The following is a 15,812-nucleotide window of genomic DNA, read 5'->3' as shown; positions in this document are numbered from 1 at the left end:
GCCCGCCGCGCCCGGCAATGCTGCACCATCACGGCGGCGCAAGCTGGGTGGAACTCGCCGATGGCGAGTCCGGCATAGCGCCGGGCCAGGCCTGCGTTCTTTATACCGACGACGCCAATGATGCGCGCGTTCTGGGCGGCGGCTTCATCGAACGGTCCGAGCGCGCCGCGGAAGCCGAGGCGATGTTGACCCGACTTGCAGCAAAGCCGGCGCGCATCGCCGCGGAATAGAAGTGGGCGGGCCGATGCTTGCCGCCCTCAAAAGCTGGGCGAAAAGCATCACGGACGATGCGATCGCCCTTTTCCTGGCGGCCCGCGACCCGCGCACGCCCTGGTATGCGAAAGCGACGGCGGCATGCGTGGCCGCCTATGCGCTGAGCCCCATCGACCTTATTCCCGATTTCATCCCCGTGCTCGGCTATATCGACGATCTGCTGATCGTCCCAGTCGGCATATGGATCGCGGTCAGGCTTATGCCCGCCGAACTGATGGATGAATTCCGCGCAGCGGCCGAAAAGGTCGAGGCTCGGCCGAAAAGCCGGGCGGGTGCGCTCCTCGTCGTTGCGGTCTGGCTTGTCGCGGCCGGCCTGCTGACCTGGTGGTTCTGGCCGCGCAGCGCCAACTGAGATCAATCGTGGATGACGGAGCCCGCAGTCAGGATGCGCAGCACCGAAATTGCCTCCTCGCCGCTGGTGCGAGGCGCCGCGCGTGTCGCGATGCAATGCAGGAAATGCTCCAGTTCGCGCGTCAGCGGCATGCCCTGCTTGACATGCACATAAGCGGGCTCGTTGGCGGTGAACGCCCATTGGCCGCTGTCCTGCCAGACCGCGTGGCGATAGACCGCGAGCTTGCGCTCCCACGGCTCGACATCGTCGAACACCGCCATCGCCTTGGTGCCGACAACGGTCAGCCGGCGCTCGCGATAGGGGTTGAGCCGCGAGGTGAACAGATGGCTTCTCAGGCCATTGGGAAAGCGCATGTGCAGATGCGCGAAATCCGACAGGTGGTCGAGAAGCGCCGCCCCCTCGCCGCGCACCTCGATCGGCGCAGTCCCGGTTATCGCCAGGATCATCGACAGGTCATGCGGCGCAAGATCCCAAAGCGCATCGTTCTCGGTGTGGAACTTGCCGAGTCCGAGGCGGTGCGAATGGATGTACTTCACATCGCCGAGTTCGCCCTTGTCGATCAGTTCCTTCATCTTCTCGAAGGCTGGATGGAAGCGCAACACATGCCCGGTCATGAAGACGCGCCCATGCTTTTCGGCGGCCCGCACCGAGCGCTCGGCGTCCGCCACGGTCAGTGCGATCGGCTTCTCGACCAGCACGTCCTTGCCGCTCTCGACCGCGCGGATGGCGGTGTCGGCGTGATACTGCGGCGGCAGCGCTATGATGATCGCGTCGACATCGCTGCGCGCGAAAAGATCGTCCGGCTCGATTGCAAGGCAGTCCTGCTCGCTCGCAAAACCTTCCGCGCGGGCGCGGTTGGCGTCCGAAACGGCATGGAGGGCCCCTAGCGCCTTGAGGGTGCGGATATGGTTCGAGCCCCAATATCCGCAACCAAGGACTGCAATACGCGGTGTCATCAATTTCATTGGCTCAAGAAATGCGTCGCGCGGAGACATAACGGCGTGACGGTTCGAACTCAAGCCCAGCCTCCGACACGATTGATTGCAGGCAAAAGCCGGTTTGCGAGCATGAATTGTCGCGGATAGCGCCGCGCTCCGTGCTTGACAGGTCTGCCCCAGCGCCACTATATCCCGGCCGACCTTGGCGAACATCCTTTTTGGACCTTCGCCCCGTGGCGGGATAGCTCAGTTGGTTAGAGCACGGGAATCATAATCCTGGGGTCGGTGGTTCGAGTCCACTTCCCGCTACCATCATTTTCCAAACAAAATTGATGTTTTATGGCAGGCGTTCACTGCGGTGGGCGCCTTCGCCAGTGGACCGCTATGCAACATGGCCCCCGAATTTTCCCAATAAATTCAATGGGTGCAAAAAGCCATACGGTCCATACAGCAAAACCGTAACAAACCCGCTATTCCCGCCCCAACCAGTGACACGGGAATTTTCCGCTGCATGATCCAACCCAGCGGGGAATGCGCCCAATGGGAGGAAATGATGTCCTTAGAAAGCGGGAGTGGACTACGAAGGATGGAACACAGGTCGCATGGCTATCGTCGATTACCGTGCTGGACGTCTCTGTTGTGCTCAGGAGCGGTCACTGCCTAAAAGCAAGCAGCAACCACCCCATTGGCCGCAGAAGTCTACCAGGATGTTTCGCCTTCTGGCTCCACGAAGCACCCGGAAACAGCGTCCTCATAGAGAATCTCGTACTTCGCCGGCAATGTTCGAGGCAACACTTGGTGGGCCATCAGCGGCGTTCATGATGGCTTCTGGTCGTCGAAGGAATGCGAGCGATGACCTTGATCTCGAAATCGAAGCCCGCAAGCCAATTGACGCCTACTGCCGTCCAGTTCGGATAGGGAGGTGCACCGATCTCTTCCGCTCGGACGGCCAGAACTGTTTCGATCTGTTCGTCCGGATTGGTGTGGAAGGTGGTGACGTCGACAACGTCGTCGAAGCTGCACTCGGCGGCGGCCAAGACCTCGCGCAGATTGGCGAAAGCCCGTCGAACCTGATTTTCGAATACAGGCTCGGGCGAGCCGTCCTCACGGCTTCCGACCTGACCCGACACGAAGAGAAGATCGCCGGACCGAATGGCTGCGGAATATCGATGAATCTCGTACAACGCGTGGCGGTTGGCCGGGTAGATGGCGTCACGTGTAGGCATCTCGTTTTCCTTTCTGTCTTGATAGGAGATGACACCGGCAGCGGGCCGGGGATAGCTATCGGGATCGAGGGGCGTGGCTGCACAACAGCGTCATCCAGCTCCGGGTCATGGCCGTGCTAGCTCCTCGTCGGTGAAATCCGCCGCAACCGCGATGTCCTTCTGCCTGTCGAGCTCCTCGATGCGCCCGCCGAGCGCCTTGCGGATGCCGGCATAGGCCTCGGCGCCGAGCACCAGCCGTTTCGGAAGTGGACCATCCTGATCGGCAAGCCTGATCATTGCGTCCGTCATGCGGTCGGGGTCGCCCTTGATCACCCATGAGCCGCGGAGCGCCTCGCGGATCTGATCGGCGGGAGTTCCCTCATAGGCCGCGAGCGGTCTGGTCCGCACGAGACTGCTGCCGAACCCGGTCCGCGCCGGCCCGGGTTCCACAAGAGTGAACTCGATCCCGAAGGGAGCCACCTCTTGCGCCACAGACTCGACGAACCCCTCAATACCCCACTTGGTCGCGTGATAGAGGCTGAAAGCCGGATAGGCGATCTGGCCTCCCTCGCTCGATACCTGCTGAATCCGGCCGCCACCCTGGCTGCGCAGATGCGGCAACGCCGCCTGAATGAGCGTGATCGAGCCGATGAGATTGGTGTCGATGATGTCCCGGACCTGCACGTCGCCAGCCTCTTCCGCCGCGCCGAGCAGGCCGTAGCCGGCATTGCTGACGACGATGTCGATCCGGGCGGACACCGCGAAGGCGCGGTCGAGGGCGGCGCGGACCGACTTCTGGTCCTTGAGGTCCATTGCGAGGATGCGAAGCCGTTCAGGGTAGCGCGCACGCAGGTCGGGAAGCGCCTCCGCGCTGCGGCTGGCGCCGACGACGCGGTCGCCCCTGAGCAGAGCTTTCTCCGCCAGCAGCCGGCCGAGACCGGACGACACACCTGTTATGAGCCAGGTCTTTTCCATTTTTTCATATCTCCGAGTTGATCCAGGCAGGAGATAGGGCAATCGCATTGCGCGCATTAGTCGTTGAAATCGGCATGGGATGATGCAAAATTCCCATCAATGGCCCGTCCGTCGCTCAACGATCTCACCGCCTTCGTGGCCGTTGCCACGCACCGCAGCTTCCGCCGCGCAGCGGACGAGATCGGCACGGCACCTTCCACATTGAGCCATGCAATGCGTGCGCTCGAAGAACGCATGGGCGTGCGCCTTTTGAACCGCACCACACGCAGCGTCTCGCCGACGGAAGCCGGCTTCCAATTGCTCGACCGCCTTCAGCCGGCGCTCGCCTCGCTGGACGAGGCGCTCGACAGCGTCGCGGGGTTCCGGGGCCACGTCGCAGGAACCGTCCGCATCAATGCGCCGCGATTGGTGGCCGGGCTTCTCGTTCGCGGGGTTCTTCCGCAGATGGCGGAGCACCATCCGGACGTTACAGTGGATATCGTCGTGGAGGGGCGGCTCATCGATATCGTGTCCAGCGGGTTCGATGCCGGCGTGCGCCTCCTCGGGTCGGTCCCCAAGGACATGATCGCCGTGCCTTTTGCGCGCCCGTTGACGTTCATCTGTGTCGCCTCGCCCGCCTATCTCAATCGCTTCGGCGACCCGGGAACACCCGAGGAATTGCAACGCCACCATTGCATCGGCCACCGCATGCCCAGCGGCAAATTCTATCGATGGGAGTTCGAACGCGCCGGCCAGGAACTCGTGATAAACGCAAGCGGCCCCATCGTTCTTGATGACGAGGAACTGATGGTCGAAGCCGCGATGGAGGGGCTGGGCATCGCCTATGTGGCGGATTGGGCCGCCGAAACGGCCTTGTCCGATGGCCGGCTACGCAAGGTCCTGACCGCATGGATGCCCGCTCCGGAAGGGATTGCGGTCTACTATCCCGGACATCGAGCCGTGCCGCCGGCACTGCGGGCCTTTCTCGATGTCGTCAAGGACTTGCGGAAGACAGAACCTTAACTGGATCAATGAGCAACAATCCGGGCAATCGTAGTGCACCGCGCGTTGAGCCACAGTCGCCGCGTGGTAGCGCGGCTTATGCACGGCAAAGAACGGGGAACACCTGCAGGTCAGACCCCCAATACTTTACCCACCAGGCCGCGCGTCCTGCGAACTCGACCGAATATAGTCGGGAATCCTGAAGCGGCGGCGGTAGTCGCCCGGCGAGATGCCGGTCTGGCGCCGGAACAGGCGACTAAACGAGGAGGCGTCCTCGTAGCCGACCTCGCGACCGATCGCATCGACGGGGTCGGAGCCGGTCTCGAGCATCTGCTTCGCTTCCTCGATGCGCAGCGCCTGGACATAGGCGAGCGGCGAGTAGCCCGTAGCCGCCCTGAACCGGCGGTCGAAGGTGCGCTTGGGCAAGCCCGATACGCGCGCCACCTCGGCTGCTACATCCGGGCGATCGTAATTCTGCGCGAGCCAGGTCTGGCATTTGAGGACGACGGCGTCGCCGTGGACGACATTGACGGCCATCGAGGCATAGGGGAGTTGTCCGTCGCGGTGCCACTGATAGAGGAAGAACCTGGAAATGCGGATCGCTTCCTCGCCGCTCCCGTAGCGGGCGATGAGGAGGAGCGCGAGGTCCTGCCACGACGAGGCGCCGCCGCAGGAGATGATGTTATGGCCGTCGCCGCTCTGAACCAGGATGCGGTCCTCATGAAGCCTGACGTCGGGAAACTCCTGGCGGAACACGGGCACATGGCTCCAATGCGTCGTCGTCTCGCGGCCGGAGAGCAGCCCGGCGGCGGCCAGTACCAGGGAACCGCCGCAGGCGGAGCAAATTAGCGCGCCCTTTTCGTGCATCCTGGCTACCCAATCGATGATCCGGCGATCGAGGGCGTGAAGGTCTGCGGGCGTCAACACGATCGGGTTCGGCACGAAGACGATATCCGTCTCATCGATTTCGTCGATCGAGTCCTGCGGAATGATGCTGACGCCGGTGATGAGCTCGAGCGGCCCGTGCTCCGCCGCGACGATGCGCGGCTCGAACAGCGGCGTCCCGCCGATGCTTGGTCCAAGTAGTCGCTCCCCAGGCGAACCCTTGAAAAGCCTCCCCGCCGCCCAGAGCGTATCGAAGACGCCGTAGATGATCGAGGGATCGCATTCCCTAAAGACCACGATGCTGACACGCTTCGGCACCGTTGTCCCTCCTGCTTGGCCCATCTCGCACGGTTCCGGCCATTCTGCCTCTCTTGCGTGCGCCGCGCCACGTCTATTTACGCCCCCGACGTGCCAAGGGGCGCGATCGCATCATGAAAAGACAGCGAACCACACAGGCCGGCCTCAGATCCCCTGAGCGCCTGGACAGGAGATATGGACATGAACATTCAGCACACACCCCACGCAATCGACCCTGCGAAGCTCGATGCGCTGGTCGCGCGCGCGTTCGGAGATCTTTCCGCCGGCTACGGCGGCGTCATGATCAGCATCGGCAACCGGCTCGGCCTCTACAAGGCGATGGCCGGGGCCGGGCCGCTCAGCGCACATGCAATCGCCACGCGCGCCGACTGCGCCGAGCGTTATGTGCGCGAGTGGCTCAACGCGCAGGTTGCGGGCGGCTACGCGGCCTACCATCCGATCAGCGACACCTATGAACTGACGCCCGAGCAGGCGATGGTGCTTGCCAACGAGGACAGCCCCGTCTTCTTCCCCAGCGCCTGGTCGGTCCCCGCATCCATGTGGGCCGACGAGGAGAAGGCCGTCGAGGCGTTCCGGACCGGCAAGGGCATTCCCTGGGGCGATCACGACGGACGGCTTGCCTGCGGCGTCGCAGCCTTCTACCGCAATGCCTACAAGGCAAGCCTTGTCCCCGAATGGCTGCCGGCGCTCGACGGGGTCGTCGACAAGCTCAAGGCAGGCGCTCTCGTGGCCGATATCGGCTGCGGCCACGGCCATTCGACGGTGCTGATGGCCAAGGCTTTTCCGGCCTCGCAGTTCCGCGGCTTCGACACGCATCTTCTATCGGTGTCCGAGGCTCAAGGGGTCGCCGCCGAGGCGGGGGTCGCCCAGCGCGCGAGTTTCGCGGAAGCGCGCGCCGACAATTATCCCGGCAAGGGCTACGATCTGATCTGCTTTTTCGACTGCCTGCATGACATGGGCGATCCGGTCGCCGCCGCGACGCATGCCGCCAAGGCGCTCGCGCCCGACGGCACGGTGATGCTGGTCGAGCCGTTCGCCAACGACAAGGTCGAGGACAACGTCTCGCCCGTGGCCAGGATGTACTATGCGGCCTCGACCACCATCTGCTGCGCCCACGCGATCTCGGATGGCGGTCATCTGGTGCTCGGCGCGCAAGCCGGCGAGGCGCGGCTGGCGGACGTATTCCGCAAGGCCGGCTTCACCCGCTTCCGTCGCGTGTTGGAGACGCCGTTCAACCTGGTCCTGGAAGCGCGGCTGTAGCAGCGAAAAGAAGCGAGAGGACCAGACCGGCGGTCGGGGTCAGGGGGCGGGGCGGTTTGGCGCCGCCCTCATGCCTGCGGAGCGGCCTCATGGCCTTCGCCGTCATGCTGCGCGCACGAAAGACGGCCCGGATACTTCACACACTGTCCGACCTGGAGCTGAAGGACATAGGCTTGTCCAGATCCGATATCGGGTGTCTCGCCCGCTACCCGTCGGACCGGGAAAGCTCCCCCTCGCCGGAGAACACCGCCGGCTGACAAGTCAGCGGTTTTCAAATCCGGAACAAGACACCGCCCGTGCAACGGGCGGCACCCCGCTTCGCGCGTGAAGGGCGTGCGAGGGCGGTCAACTCTTCCCTTTGATCAAGTGAGAAAGACAATGAGAAAGACATTTGCAATCGCGGCGATCGCCGCGGCGACTCTGCCGCTTTCAGCGGCGCTTGTTACATCCGTGCCGGCCGCCCCGGTTGCGACCGCGGCTCGGCTGGACGAGCCCAAGTGGTGCGCGCCCGACTGCGGCGACATCGTCAGCGACTGGAGCCTCACCGCCTATGCGGTGATCCGAGCAGCCAACGGCTATGTCGACCCGATGGCCGCCAGCCGGGTGCTCGCCTCGATGCACATTGCCATGCACGACGCGGTAAACGCCGTCGACGGCCGCTACCCCACCCATATGGCGATCGAGCCGGCCACCGCGCCCTATGATGCGGCCGTCGCGGCGGCGGTCGCGGCGCATGATGTGCTCGTCGGGTTCCACCCCGATCAGGCCGGCATCGCCGGGGCTGCGCTGGAGGCCCCGCTGCTCGACGCCGGTGTCCGGCCGGCGGTCGAGACCGGCCGCGCTGTGGGTGCCGCAGCCGCCGCGGCGATCCTCGCCGACCGCGCGGCCGACGGTACCGGCCTCAAAGAGGACTGGACCGAGCAGGAAGGCGCGGGGCACTACCGGCATGTTCCCGGCTGGGACTTTCTCGTGGCGCCGCAGTGGCGTTCGGTGCGACCCTTCGCGCTGACGGCGCCGGACCAGTTCCGCACCGATCCCCCACCGGCCCTCGACAGCGCTACGTATGCCGCGGAATTCGCCGAGGTCGCGGCCACGGGCCGAGACGTGTCGGCGGTCCGCACCGCCGACGAGAGCGAGTACACGGCCTTCTGGTACGAGTTTTCGGACATCGGCTGGAACCGCGTGACGCGGGTCGCGGCGCGTGAGAACGAACTCGACCTCTGGGACAGCGCGCGCCTCTTCGCCCTCGTGAACATGGGCATGGCTGATGCTTACATTGCCGGCTGGGATTCAAAGATCCACTGGGATTTCTGGCGCCCGGTGACCGCCATCGCGGCGGCAGATGACGACGGTAACGACGGTACCATCGCGATCCCGGACTGGGTACCCTACCTGCCGACGCCACCAATCCAGGACCATCCTTCGACCCACTCGGCGCTCGGCGCCGCGGCTGCGACTGTGCTCGTAGGGATTCTCGGGGACAAGGGTTTCGCGATGACCTCGACGACGGCGCTCGAAGAGGCTCCATGGCGGAATTACGAGAGCTTCTCTTCGGCTGCGTTGGAGAACGCCGAGTCGCGTATCCATGCCGGCATCCACTTCCGTTCAGCCACAGTTGCGGGCCTCGAACTTGGCCGGAGCATCGGCAATCATGTGCTGAATACATTCACAACGGTAACAGACTGAGGCCGGAGCCCGGCGGGGGCACGACCTCGCCGGGACACGCTCTCACGATCAACACGATAATGCTGACGCCTGAGGCCGAGGACTTTCACGCCCGCTGATGCTCTGGTTCCTTTCAGGCTTGCCGCCTGATCTGGTCCAGTCCACGCACGGCATCGCCATAGAGGAGGTTCAGGATACCCTCGCTGCGCTGATAGTCGGCGCCTGTGGCGATGATCGTCTGCACCGCCGGATAGCCGCGCAGTCCAACCTCGGTCGGCCGTCCCGCAGAGATGATCGTGTAGATCTCTCGGATCGGGTAGGCGTGGACGGCCCCGACTTGGCTGGCAAACTCGTCGGCATGCACGCCCGCCAGGAGATCGCCGGCAACGCTCTCGTTGCGCACCGCCAGCTCAATCCAGCCAAGATAGGTCTCGTCATTGGGCCATTGGAGGGGCACGCCGGGCGAACTCATCGCCGAGCGATCGTATGGTGGAAGCGGCTCGACGCGCAAACGCACGACATCCGGATGCCTGCTCCACGGGTGTGCAACCTGCTCCGTCAGGTAGCGATGGAACGCCTTGACCGACGCGGCTCCCGCTCTTGGAACAAAGCCGAGCACGAAGGTAGGCACTGCGGGATGGCCCTGCATGGCGGGATCGCAAATGCGGTCGACGAGCGTGCGGCCGCTGTTGGGAGATGACAGCAGCGCGCCGATGCGGCCGATGAAATTGTGTGCGTCATTGGGAATGGTCTCCCGCGCGATGGGATTGTTGCCGAATGCGACCAGATCGGCTTCGGAGACGAACAGTGCGTGCCCCATCCCCTGAGGCTGGGCCGCGTCCGCCGCGTCAAACGAAACGCCCCTTACTGCCGGCCAGAGATCGGAACGGTTGGCTGCCAAGCGTAGCTGGCGACACTGCCACATGCCCGGAACGCGAGCGAACATGATCCCGTGGACGTCGCGCCAGTAGTCCTCGCAGACCTGCCGCGGAATATCGGCGCGCCACCAACAGAAAGCCGTCAGCGCGAGTTGGGTAGCATTCTCGAGGCCGGCCGTGTCCGATGGATCGAGCGACTGCGGTTCTTTATGGCTTGATCGCGCCATCTGTGAAGGCTCCGTGTAAGGTGTACCGGAGGCGCGTGGTTCTGTCTCTTGCGCGAGGCTCTGAACCAGCGGTTGAGGTTGTCGGCGCTGGCAAAGGCTCTCTTGCGGCTATATCTGAGAACGGTGGCGACGAATGGCTCTTCAGACCTGGCATGAGGCGAACTTTCGGCCTTTGGGCGGTCAGATGGTCCTCCTGCTTGTAATTTGCCGCCTAAAAGGTGTTCGTCAACCCTCGGCGGCCAACGGGGAGCGCTTCCTTCGACTTGCCGATTGCGCTCCTTGAGAACGCCGTGGCCATTGTCGGCGCATTTCTGATAGTATCGGCAGTTGCATGACCCAAAAATTCGACGCCATCATCATCGGGGCAGGACAGGCGGGCCCCTCGCTTGCGGGCCGGCTCACCGCAGCCGGCATGACCGTCGCGCTTATCGAGCGCAAATTCCTCGGCGGCACCTGCGTCAACACCGGCTGCACCCCGACCAAGGCGATGGTAGCCAGCGCCTATGCCGCCCACCTCGCCCGCCGCGCGGCCGATTACGGCGTGACGGTTGGTGGCCCCGTCGGCGTCGATATGAAGGCGGTGAAAGCGCGCAAGGACGAGGTCACGCTCAACTCCCGCGGCAATCTCGAAAGCTGGCTCGGCGGCATGGAAAAATGCACGCTCTTTCGCGGCCATGCGCTGTTTGAATCGCCGCGCCAGGTGCGCGTCGGCGGCGAGTTGCTTGAGGCGGACCGCATCTTCGTCAATGTCGGCGGACGCGCGCTGGTGCCCGACATGCCGGGCGTCGACCGGATCAAATACCTCACCAACAGCTCGATGATGGATGTGGACTTCCTGCCCAGGCATCTGGTGGTGATCGGCGGCAGCTATGTCGGCCTCGAATTCGCGCAGATGTTCCGCCGCTTCGGCAGCGAGGTGACGGTCGTCGAAAAAGGCCCGCGCCTGATCACGCGAGAGGACGAGGACGTTTCCGCCGCAGTGAAGGACATATTGGAGAAGGAAGGCATCGGCATCCGTCTCAATTCCGAATGCATCAGCTTCGAGCCGCGCGGCGAAGAGGTCTGTGTCGGGGTGGATTGCGCTTCGGGCGACCGCCAGGTGCTCGGCTCGCACGTGCTGCTGGCGGTCGGCCGCAGGCCCAACACCGACGATCTCGGGCTGGACAAAGCCGGCGTCGAGACCGACGGACACGGCTACATCACCGTGGACGACGAGTTGCGCACCAGCGTTCCCGGCATCTGGGCGCTCGGCGACTGCAACGGCAAAGGCGCGTTCACCCACACTTCCTACAATGATTTCGAGATCGTGGCGGCGAACGTGCTCGACGGCGACAAGCGACGCGTCAGCGACCGCCTGCCCGCCTACGCGCTCTACATCGACCCGCCGCTCGGCCGCGCCGGGATGAGCGAGGCCGAGGCGAGGAAGTCGGGGCGGAACCTTCTCGTCGGCATGCGCCCGATGACGAGGGTCGCCCGCGCTGTCGAAAAGGGCGAGACGCAGGGCTTCATGAAGATCGTCGCCGACGCCGACAGCAAGGAAATCCTCGGCGCGGCGATCCTGGGAACGGGCGGCGACGAAGCCATCCACTGCATATTGGACACGATGTACGCGAAAGCGCCCTACACGACGCAGCAACGGGCGGTGCACATCCACCCGACCGTTTCGGAGCTGATCCCGACCGTGCTCGGCGAGATGAAACCGGCGGAGTGATGCTGTTGCCTGACTACCGTCAAGCCTTGCCGTCAATCCAGCGATCGTAGTCGGAAACCAGCAGTCGTAGCGGCGGCTCGTCTTCCTGGATATTGGAGAAGCGGCCGATCGGATCTGCGAAGATGTTGTCGGTCAAATCGTCATTGACGGTCGAGACCTCGCCAATCAGCACGTCGCCGCCCTCGCCCCAGAATGCGTGCCACACGCCCGGCAAGAGCGTAACGCTCTCGCCCGGATCGAGCTTCAGCAGTCCGCCGGCCGGCAGCTTGCGGATGACGCCGTCGGTCGGCACCACCACCTCGGCCTCGCGGTCGATGCCGCCATCGGCCGCCGGCATGAACAGCTCCAGCACCAGCTTTCCGCCGCCGCGGTTGATGATGTCCTCGGCCTTCACCACGTGCCGGTGCATCGGCGACAGCTGGTCCTTGCGCGAGATCATGATCTTTTCGGCGTAGAGCATGCCCGTGCCCCGCGACAGATCCTCGGCGCGGCCGTTGCGCACGGTGAACAGGAACAGGCCGAGCTCGTCGAACTTGCCCTGGCCGTAGTCGGTGATGTCCCAGCCGAGGCGGGCGTCGACGATGCCCTCGGGCCGGCGCGTTTTCAGCTCTTCCGGCGACCAATAGGCGAAGGGCGGCATGATGTAGCCGAAGGATCGGATGAAGGCGTCGCCCTCGCGTATGATCTCGTTGATGCGGGAACGTTTCATCGGATTGCTTCTCCTGGCGGCTGCTCCGGCAATGCCTCGTAACGCCGCCCATGGCAAGGCCCATCGTCGGCGCGCTGCACTGCCCCTCGCCCGAGCGCCGGTTAACAGGCCGCATTCCACCATGGTTAATTTTTTATCAATTTCTGGTTTTATGTCTGATTCGTCTGCGTTAGATTAGACCCGAATCAGCCGGTCCGTGGGGGGCTTGGCAAACCACTGACAAGTCTGACGATCCGGAGTTTCTTCCGGTGCAGGCGCGGCCGGTTTCGCGTGTTCCCCAGGGATTCGACCGATGGTGCGGTTTCTCCGCGCCTGTGAAGTGTTTTCGTATCAGTTGATGCGTTTCGGGTTCGGCCGCCGGGCAATGCCGGCGACCGGCTTTTATATCGATTCGGGCAATGAACTTGGGGCAATGAACAGTCTTGCAGCGCAGATTCCGGACCCGAAGCCGCTCGCCGTCAGGCTGGCTTCGCGGGGCGATCTGACCAGCTTCCTCATGGAGCTGACCAGCGAGATCAACGCCGACAGCTACATGCTCGTCGCCATCGTCCATGATCGCGACGGGAACGATGCGCGCATCATTGCTTCCAACTGGATCTTCGACGCGATCGAGCTTGCCGGCCACAGACTGATCGCCGGCCTGGCCCAGAGCCCGCTCGCCGTTTCGCCGGGAATACGGCCGCGGGGCATCGTCACTTCGGATGCACCCGCTTTGCCGGACGTGCTGAGTGCGGAGGAAGCAAAGCTGCTCGACGTGCTCGGCCATTGCGAGATTTTCGCCCTCAAGCTGAATGTCGGCCGCCAGCGCCTGTTCCTGATGTTTTCAGCAGCGGTTGCCGGCAGGATCGAGCCGTCCGACCTGATGCGGGCGCAGATGCAGTGCTGCTACGCCCTTTCCCAGGTGCCCGAACAGCTTGCCGCGGCAGCGCTTCAAGACCCGCTCTCGGACCGCGAGCGCGAATGCCTGTTCTGGGTTTCGGAGGGCAAGACCACCGACGAGGTGGCGGTGATCCTCGGCGTCTCGTCCAATACGGTCAACAGCTACATCACCCACGCCATCCAGAAGTTTTCCGCGCCCAACCGCGCGGCGGCGGTGGCCACCGCGATCAGGAGCGGCATTATTTGAAACCGGAAGAGGTCAAGAGCATCGCGCAGTCGCTCTTCGGCGAGCACCGCAATCCGTTCGGCGCCTTCTCGCTGAGTTCCGACAGCCATCAGGCGGTCACCATACCCGATGCCGTGCGGCGCTGCCGCTGGATCGCCATCGACCTCAACGCCGCCGCCTTCGGGCTGTTCTTCGTCAGCCCTTCCATGGAGCGGGCACGCCTGGTGCCGTGCTTCGATTCCGATTATCCGCAGGTGTCGGTCCCGACCAAATTCGTGTCCGGAAATAATGGCGAGGACGTCGTCCGCCATGCGCGCATGTCGACGCTCCCCTGCTGGTGGAGTAGCGACGAGTTTGCCGCTTCCGCCCGCGCATTCAGGGCGCTGGATTGCGCCGTCAAAACGGCCGAGCTCGTTCCCGGCACGTCTGGCATCGCCTTTCCGGCCTATGCCGAGCGCGGGCAGTGCGGCCTGGCCGTATTCTACGGGCCCGAAATCGCCTTACCGGTCGACCAGTTGCACGAGATCCATGCGCGCTGCTTTTCGCTGTTCAGCGCCGTCGCGCGCATCAGGCCGGGCGAATTCGGCAAGGTGCCCTCTATCTCGAAACGCGAGCTGGAATGCCTGAAGCTGACCGCCAACGGCTACACCAGCGAGGACATCGCCCGGCTGCTGAAACTGTCGGTGCACACTGCCAATCAGTACCTCACCAACACCGCGCAGAAGCTGAACGCGGTGAACCGGATGCAGGCCGTGGCCAAGGCGCTGAGGATGGGGCTGATTGAATAGCGGTCTTGTCTCGTTGCGGCTTCAACTCACTCTGTGAGTCTCGGACCTCGTTAACGATGGCCGCCAAAATCGCGGGCAATCTCGTCCTCCAGCCATCGCAGCAACGCGCGAACCTTGGGATGCTCGACACGCGAGGGCGCGCAGACGAAATACCAGGAAAACCGCGTCGGCATCTCGGGGCCGAATGGACAGACCAGGATACCGGCCTTGAGATCATCGACCACAAGGGACCTTCGGGCGAGAGCGATCCCCTGGCCAGCAATGGCCGCCTGAAGCGCCATCGCCGTATCATTGTAGGACGGTCCCCTTTCGGCGTCGACGCCTGTCACCTGGGCACGCTTCAGCCAGTTGCGCCAGTTCGGCGCGTCTCCATCGCGCGACACCGAGAAATCATGAAGCAGCACATGATGAGCGAGATCGGCGGGTTGGCGAAGAGGCCTGGGCCCATCGAGGAGACGCGGCGAGCAAACTGGAAATGCCAGATCGTCCATCAAAAGTACGACATGCAGCTCGGGATAGTTGCCATGTCCCACGCGGATCGCGACATCGACGTCTTCCGCCTCAAGGTCGACCAGACGATGGGACGTGGAGATCATCGGGTCGATCTCCGGGTGCCGCTCGTGGAAGCGGGCCAGGCGTGGGATGAGCCATTTGGTGGCAAAGGATTGCAGCGTGCTCACCTTGAGCTGAGCAGACTCGTTGTCTGGCCGTAACCGCCGCGTGGCGACAGCCATAATGTCAAAGGCGTCACGCAGCGGCGGCAAATAGTCCTGACCCGCTCGCGTCAGCTCAAGACGGCGATTGTAACGCCGGAACAACTGAACCCCCAGCGCTTCTTCCAGGGCCTTGATCTGGTGGCTTACGGCCGCCTGTGTGACGAACAGTTCGTCCGCCGCTTTTGTGAAGGACAGGTGGCGCGCGGCAGCCTCGAAGGCCCGTAGGGCATTGAGCGGGGGAAGGCGTCTTGCCATTTACTCTCTCGCATAAATTTTCCTCATCTGGTTTCTGAGAAATAGTCGTTTGCGACGCAAGCCCTGATCGGCCAAACTTCGGCGAATTGCACAGCTTTCAACTGAAAAAAGGGGCTGTAGGCGGCCACAGGAGCTAAATCATGACTTACCTTTCGTTGAAAAATCGGGAGACAGCAGTTTTCGAGACCGGCCATTCCTTCGGGATTGGATTAGATTCGCTCATGTCCATCCGGTCGATACTGAAATTGCCTCGCCGATGGAGGGAACGCGTGCAGGAGCGGCGATACCTTTCCGAACTCAGCGACCATGTTCTCTCAGACATCGGTCTAACGCGATGGGACGTCACCCGCGAGGCGGCAAAGCCGTTTTGGCAACCGCTGGCCCGCGCTCGGCAGGATCATGACTAATCACTGATGATGCTGGCGATCGCTTTCCTGCTCGGCCGCTCGTTCGAAGGTATTTGCGCTTGCCGACTAAGCCATCGCTCCCTCGACACTGCTGGACTCAGTCAGGCCAATGTTGGCCGCTGCTCATGACGCGGCCCTAGGCTGCGAACTCGATCATAAGGATG

17 protein-coding genes and 1 tRNA gene are annotated in these 15,812 nt (G+C 63.5%); 11 read left to right on the top strand and 7 right to left on the bottom strand.

All coding sequences use genetic code 11. From position 1 onward, the window contains the following. A partial coding sequence (locus MAXJ12_RS08990) for an aminomethyltransferase beta-barrel domain-containing protein (RefSeq protein ID WP_008835508.1) occupies nt 1-230 on the top strand: 230 nt, incomplete at its 5' end. Between the two features lie 14 nt (nt 231-244). Then, nucleotides 245-625 (top strand): YkvA family protein, encoded by a 381-nt coding sequence (locus tag MAXJ12_RS08985; protein ID WP_008835507.1) that lies wholly within the window; start codon nt 245-247, stop codon nt 623-625. 2 nt (nt 626-627) lie between these two features. Here the strand turns inward: MAXJ12_RS08985 and MAXJ12_RS08980 are convergent, their stop codons facing one another. Then, nucleotides 628-1,581 (bottom strand): Gfo/Idh/MocA family protein, encoded by a 954-nt coding sequence (locus tag MAXJ12_RS08980; protein ID WP_008835506.1) that lies wholly within the window; start codon nt 1,579-1,581, stop codon nt 628-630. A 217-nt stretch (nt 1,582-1,798) separates the two neighbouring features. Between MAXJ12_RS08980 and MAXJ12_RS08975 the strand changes: the two genes are divergently transcribed. Next, nucleotides 1,799-1,875: transfer RNA gene (locus MAXJ12_RS08975), tRNA-Met, on the top strand. Between the two features lie 494 nt (nt 1,876-2,369). Here MAXJ12_RS08975 and MAXJ12_RS08970 read toward each other — a convergent pair. After that, complete coding sequence (locus tag MAXJ12_RS08970; RefSeq protein ID WP_008835505.1) at nt 2,370-2,789, bottom strand: RidA family protein; 420 nt, start codon at nt 2,787-2,789, stop codon at nt 2,370-2,372. Between the two features lie 105 nt (nt 2,790-2,894). Continuing rightward, the gene (locus MAXJ12_RS08965; RefSeq protein ID WP_008835504.1) at nt 2,895-3,743 is read right to left on the bottom strand and encodes an SDR family oxidoreductase; all 849 of its coding nucleotides are present in this window, start codon (nt 3,741-3,743) and stop codon (nt 2,895-2,897) included. A 99-nt stretch (nt 3,744-3,842) separates the two neighbouring features. Between MAXJ12_RS08965 and MAXJ12_RS08960 the strand changes: the two genes are divergently transcribed. Further along, nucleotides 3,843-4,745 (top strand): LysR family transcriptional regulator, encoded by a 903-nt coding sequence (locus MAXJ12_RS08960; protein ID WP_008835503.1) that lies wholly within the window; start codon nt 3,843-3,845, stop codon nt 4,743-4,745. A gap of 126 nt (nt 4,746-4,871) precedes the next feature. On the opposite strand, the gene MAXJ12_RS08955 is transcribed toward MAXJ12_RS08960, so the two are convergent. After that, on the bottom strand, nt 4,872-5,927 hold the full coding sequence (locus MAXJ12_RS08955; protein ID WP_139043836.1) for a GlxA family transcriptional regulator: 1,056 nt from the start codon (nt 5,925-5,927) through the stop codon (nt 4,872-4,874). 180 nt (nt 5,928-6,107) lie between these two features. Here MAXJ12_RS08955 and MAXJ12_RS08950 point away from each other — a divergent pair, with 180 nt between their 5' ends. From MAXJ12_RS08950 to MAXJ12_RS08945, 3 genes are all read left to right on the top strand, one after another. After that, nucleotides 6,108-7,187: a class I SAM-dependent methyltransferase gene (locus tag MAXJ12_RS08950; RefSeq protein ID WP_008835501.1), complete on the top strand. Its 1,080-nt coding sequence runs from the start codon at nt 6,108-6,110 to the stop codon at nt 7,185-7,187. Between the two features lie 89 nt (nt 7,188-7,276). After that, nucleotides 7,277-7,444 carry a DUF1127 domain-containing protein gene (locus tag MAXJ12_RS35085; protein WP_008835500.1) on the top strand — a complete coding sequence of 56 codons (168 nt, stop codon included), beginning with the start codon at nt 7,277-7,279 and terminating at the stop codon, nt 7,442-7,444. Nucleotides 7,445-7,565: 121 nt separating this feature from the next. Further along, nucleotides 7,566-8,873, top strand: a complete 1,308-nt coding sequence (locus MAXJ12_RS08945) for a vanadium-dependent haloperoxidase (protein ID WP_008835499.1) — start codon at nt 7,566-7,568, stop codon at nt 8,871-8,873. 112 nt (nt 8,874-8,985) lie between these two features. On the opposite strand, the gene MAXJ12_RS38730 is transcribed toward MAXJ12_RS08945, so the two are convergent. After that, complete coding sequence (locus MAXJ12_RS38730; RefSeq protein WP_008835498.1) at nt 8,986-9,957, bottom strand: hypothetical protein; 972 nt, start codon at nt 9,955-9,957, stop codon at nt 8,986-8,988. A gap of 331 nt (nt 9,958-10,288) precedes the next feature. Between MAXJ12_RS38730 and MAXJ12_RS08935 the strand changes: the two genes are divergently transcribed. Beyond that, the gene (locus MAXJ12_RS08935; RefSeq protein ID WP_008835497.1) at nt 10,289-11,668 is read left to right on the top strand and encodes an FAD-containing oxidoreductase; all 1,380 of its coding nucleotides are present in this window, start codon (nt 10,289-10,291) and stop codon (nt 11,666-11,668) included. A gap of 19 nt (nt 11,669-11,687) precedes the next feature. Here MAXJ12_RS08935 and MAXJ12_RS08930 read toward each other — a convergent pair whose 3' ends face one another. Continuing rightward, nucleotides 11,688-12,377, bottom strand: a complete 690-nt coding sequence (locus tag MAXJ12_RS08930) for a D-lyxose/D-mannose family sugar isomerase (protein ID WP_008835496.1) — start codon at nt 12,375-12,377, stop codon at nt 11,688-11,690. 292 nt (nt 12,378-12,669) lie between these two features. Here MAXJ12_RS08930 and MAXJ12_RS08925 point away from each other — a divergent pair, with 292 nt between their 5' ends. Further along, the gene (locus MAXJ12_RS08925; RefSeq protein WP_008835495.1) at nt 12,670-13,503 is read left to right on the top strand and encodes a helix-turn-helix transcriptional regulator; all 834 of its coding nucleotides are present in this window, start codon (nt 12,670-12,672) and stop codon (nt 13,501-13,503) included. Beyond that, nucleotides 13,500-14,270: a helix-turn-helix transcriptional regulator gene (locus tag MAXJ12_RS08920; protein WP_008835494.1), complete on the top strand. Its 771-nt coding sequence runs from the start codon at nt 13,500-13,502 to the stop codon at nt 14,268-14,270. Before MAXJ12_RS08925 ends, MAXJ12_RS08920 begins: the two co-directional genes overlap by 4 nt. 50 nt (nt 14,271-14,320) lie before the next feature. On the opposite strand, the gene MAXJ12_RS08915 is transcribed toward MAXJ12_RS08920, so the two are convergent. Continuing rightward, nucleotides 14,321-15,241 (bottom strand): transcriptional regulator GcvA, encoded by a 921-nt coding sequence (locus MAXJ12_RS08915; RefSeq protein ID WP_008835493.1) that lies wholly within the window; start codon nt 15,239-15,241, stop codon nt 14,321-14,323. A gap of 140 nt (nt 15,242-15,381) precedes the next feature. Between MAXJ12_RS08915 and MAXJ12_RS08910 the strand changes: the two genes are divergently transcribed. Continuing rightward, a complete protein-coding gene (locus MAXJ12_RS08910; RefSeq protein WP_008835492.1) occupies nt 15,382-15,648 on the top strand; it encodes a DUF1127 domain-containing protein in 267 nt (88 codons plus the stop codon). Nucleotides 15,649-15,812 lie beyond the last annotated feature (164 nt).

Origin of the sequence: Mesorhizobium alhagi CCNWXJ12-2 (assembly GCF_000236565.1) — a bacterium.
GTDB classification, from domain to species: Bacteria; Pseudomonadota; Alphaproteobacteria; order Rhizobiales; family Rhizobiaceae; genus Allomesorhizobium; species Allomesorhizobium alhagi.
Note: the sequence above shows the minus strand (reverse complement) of the source record. Positions and strands in the feature narration are given on the sequence as shown.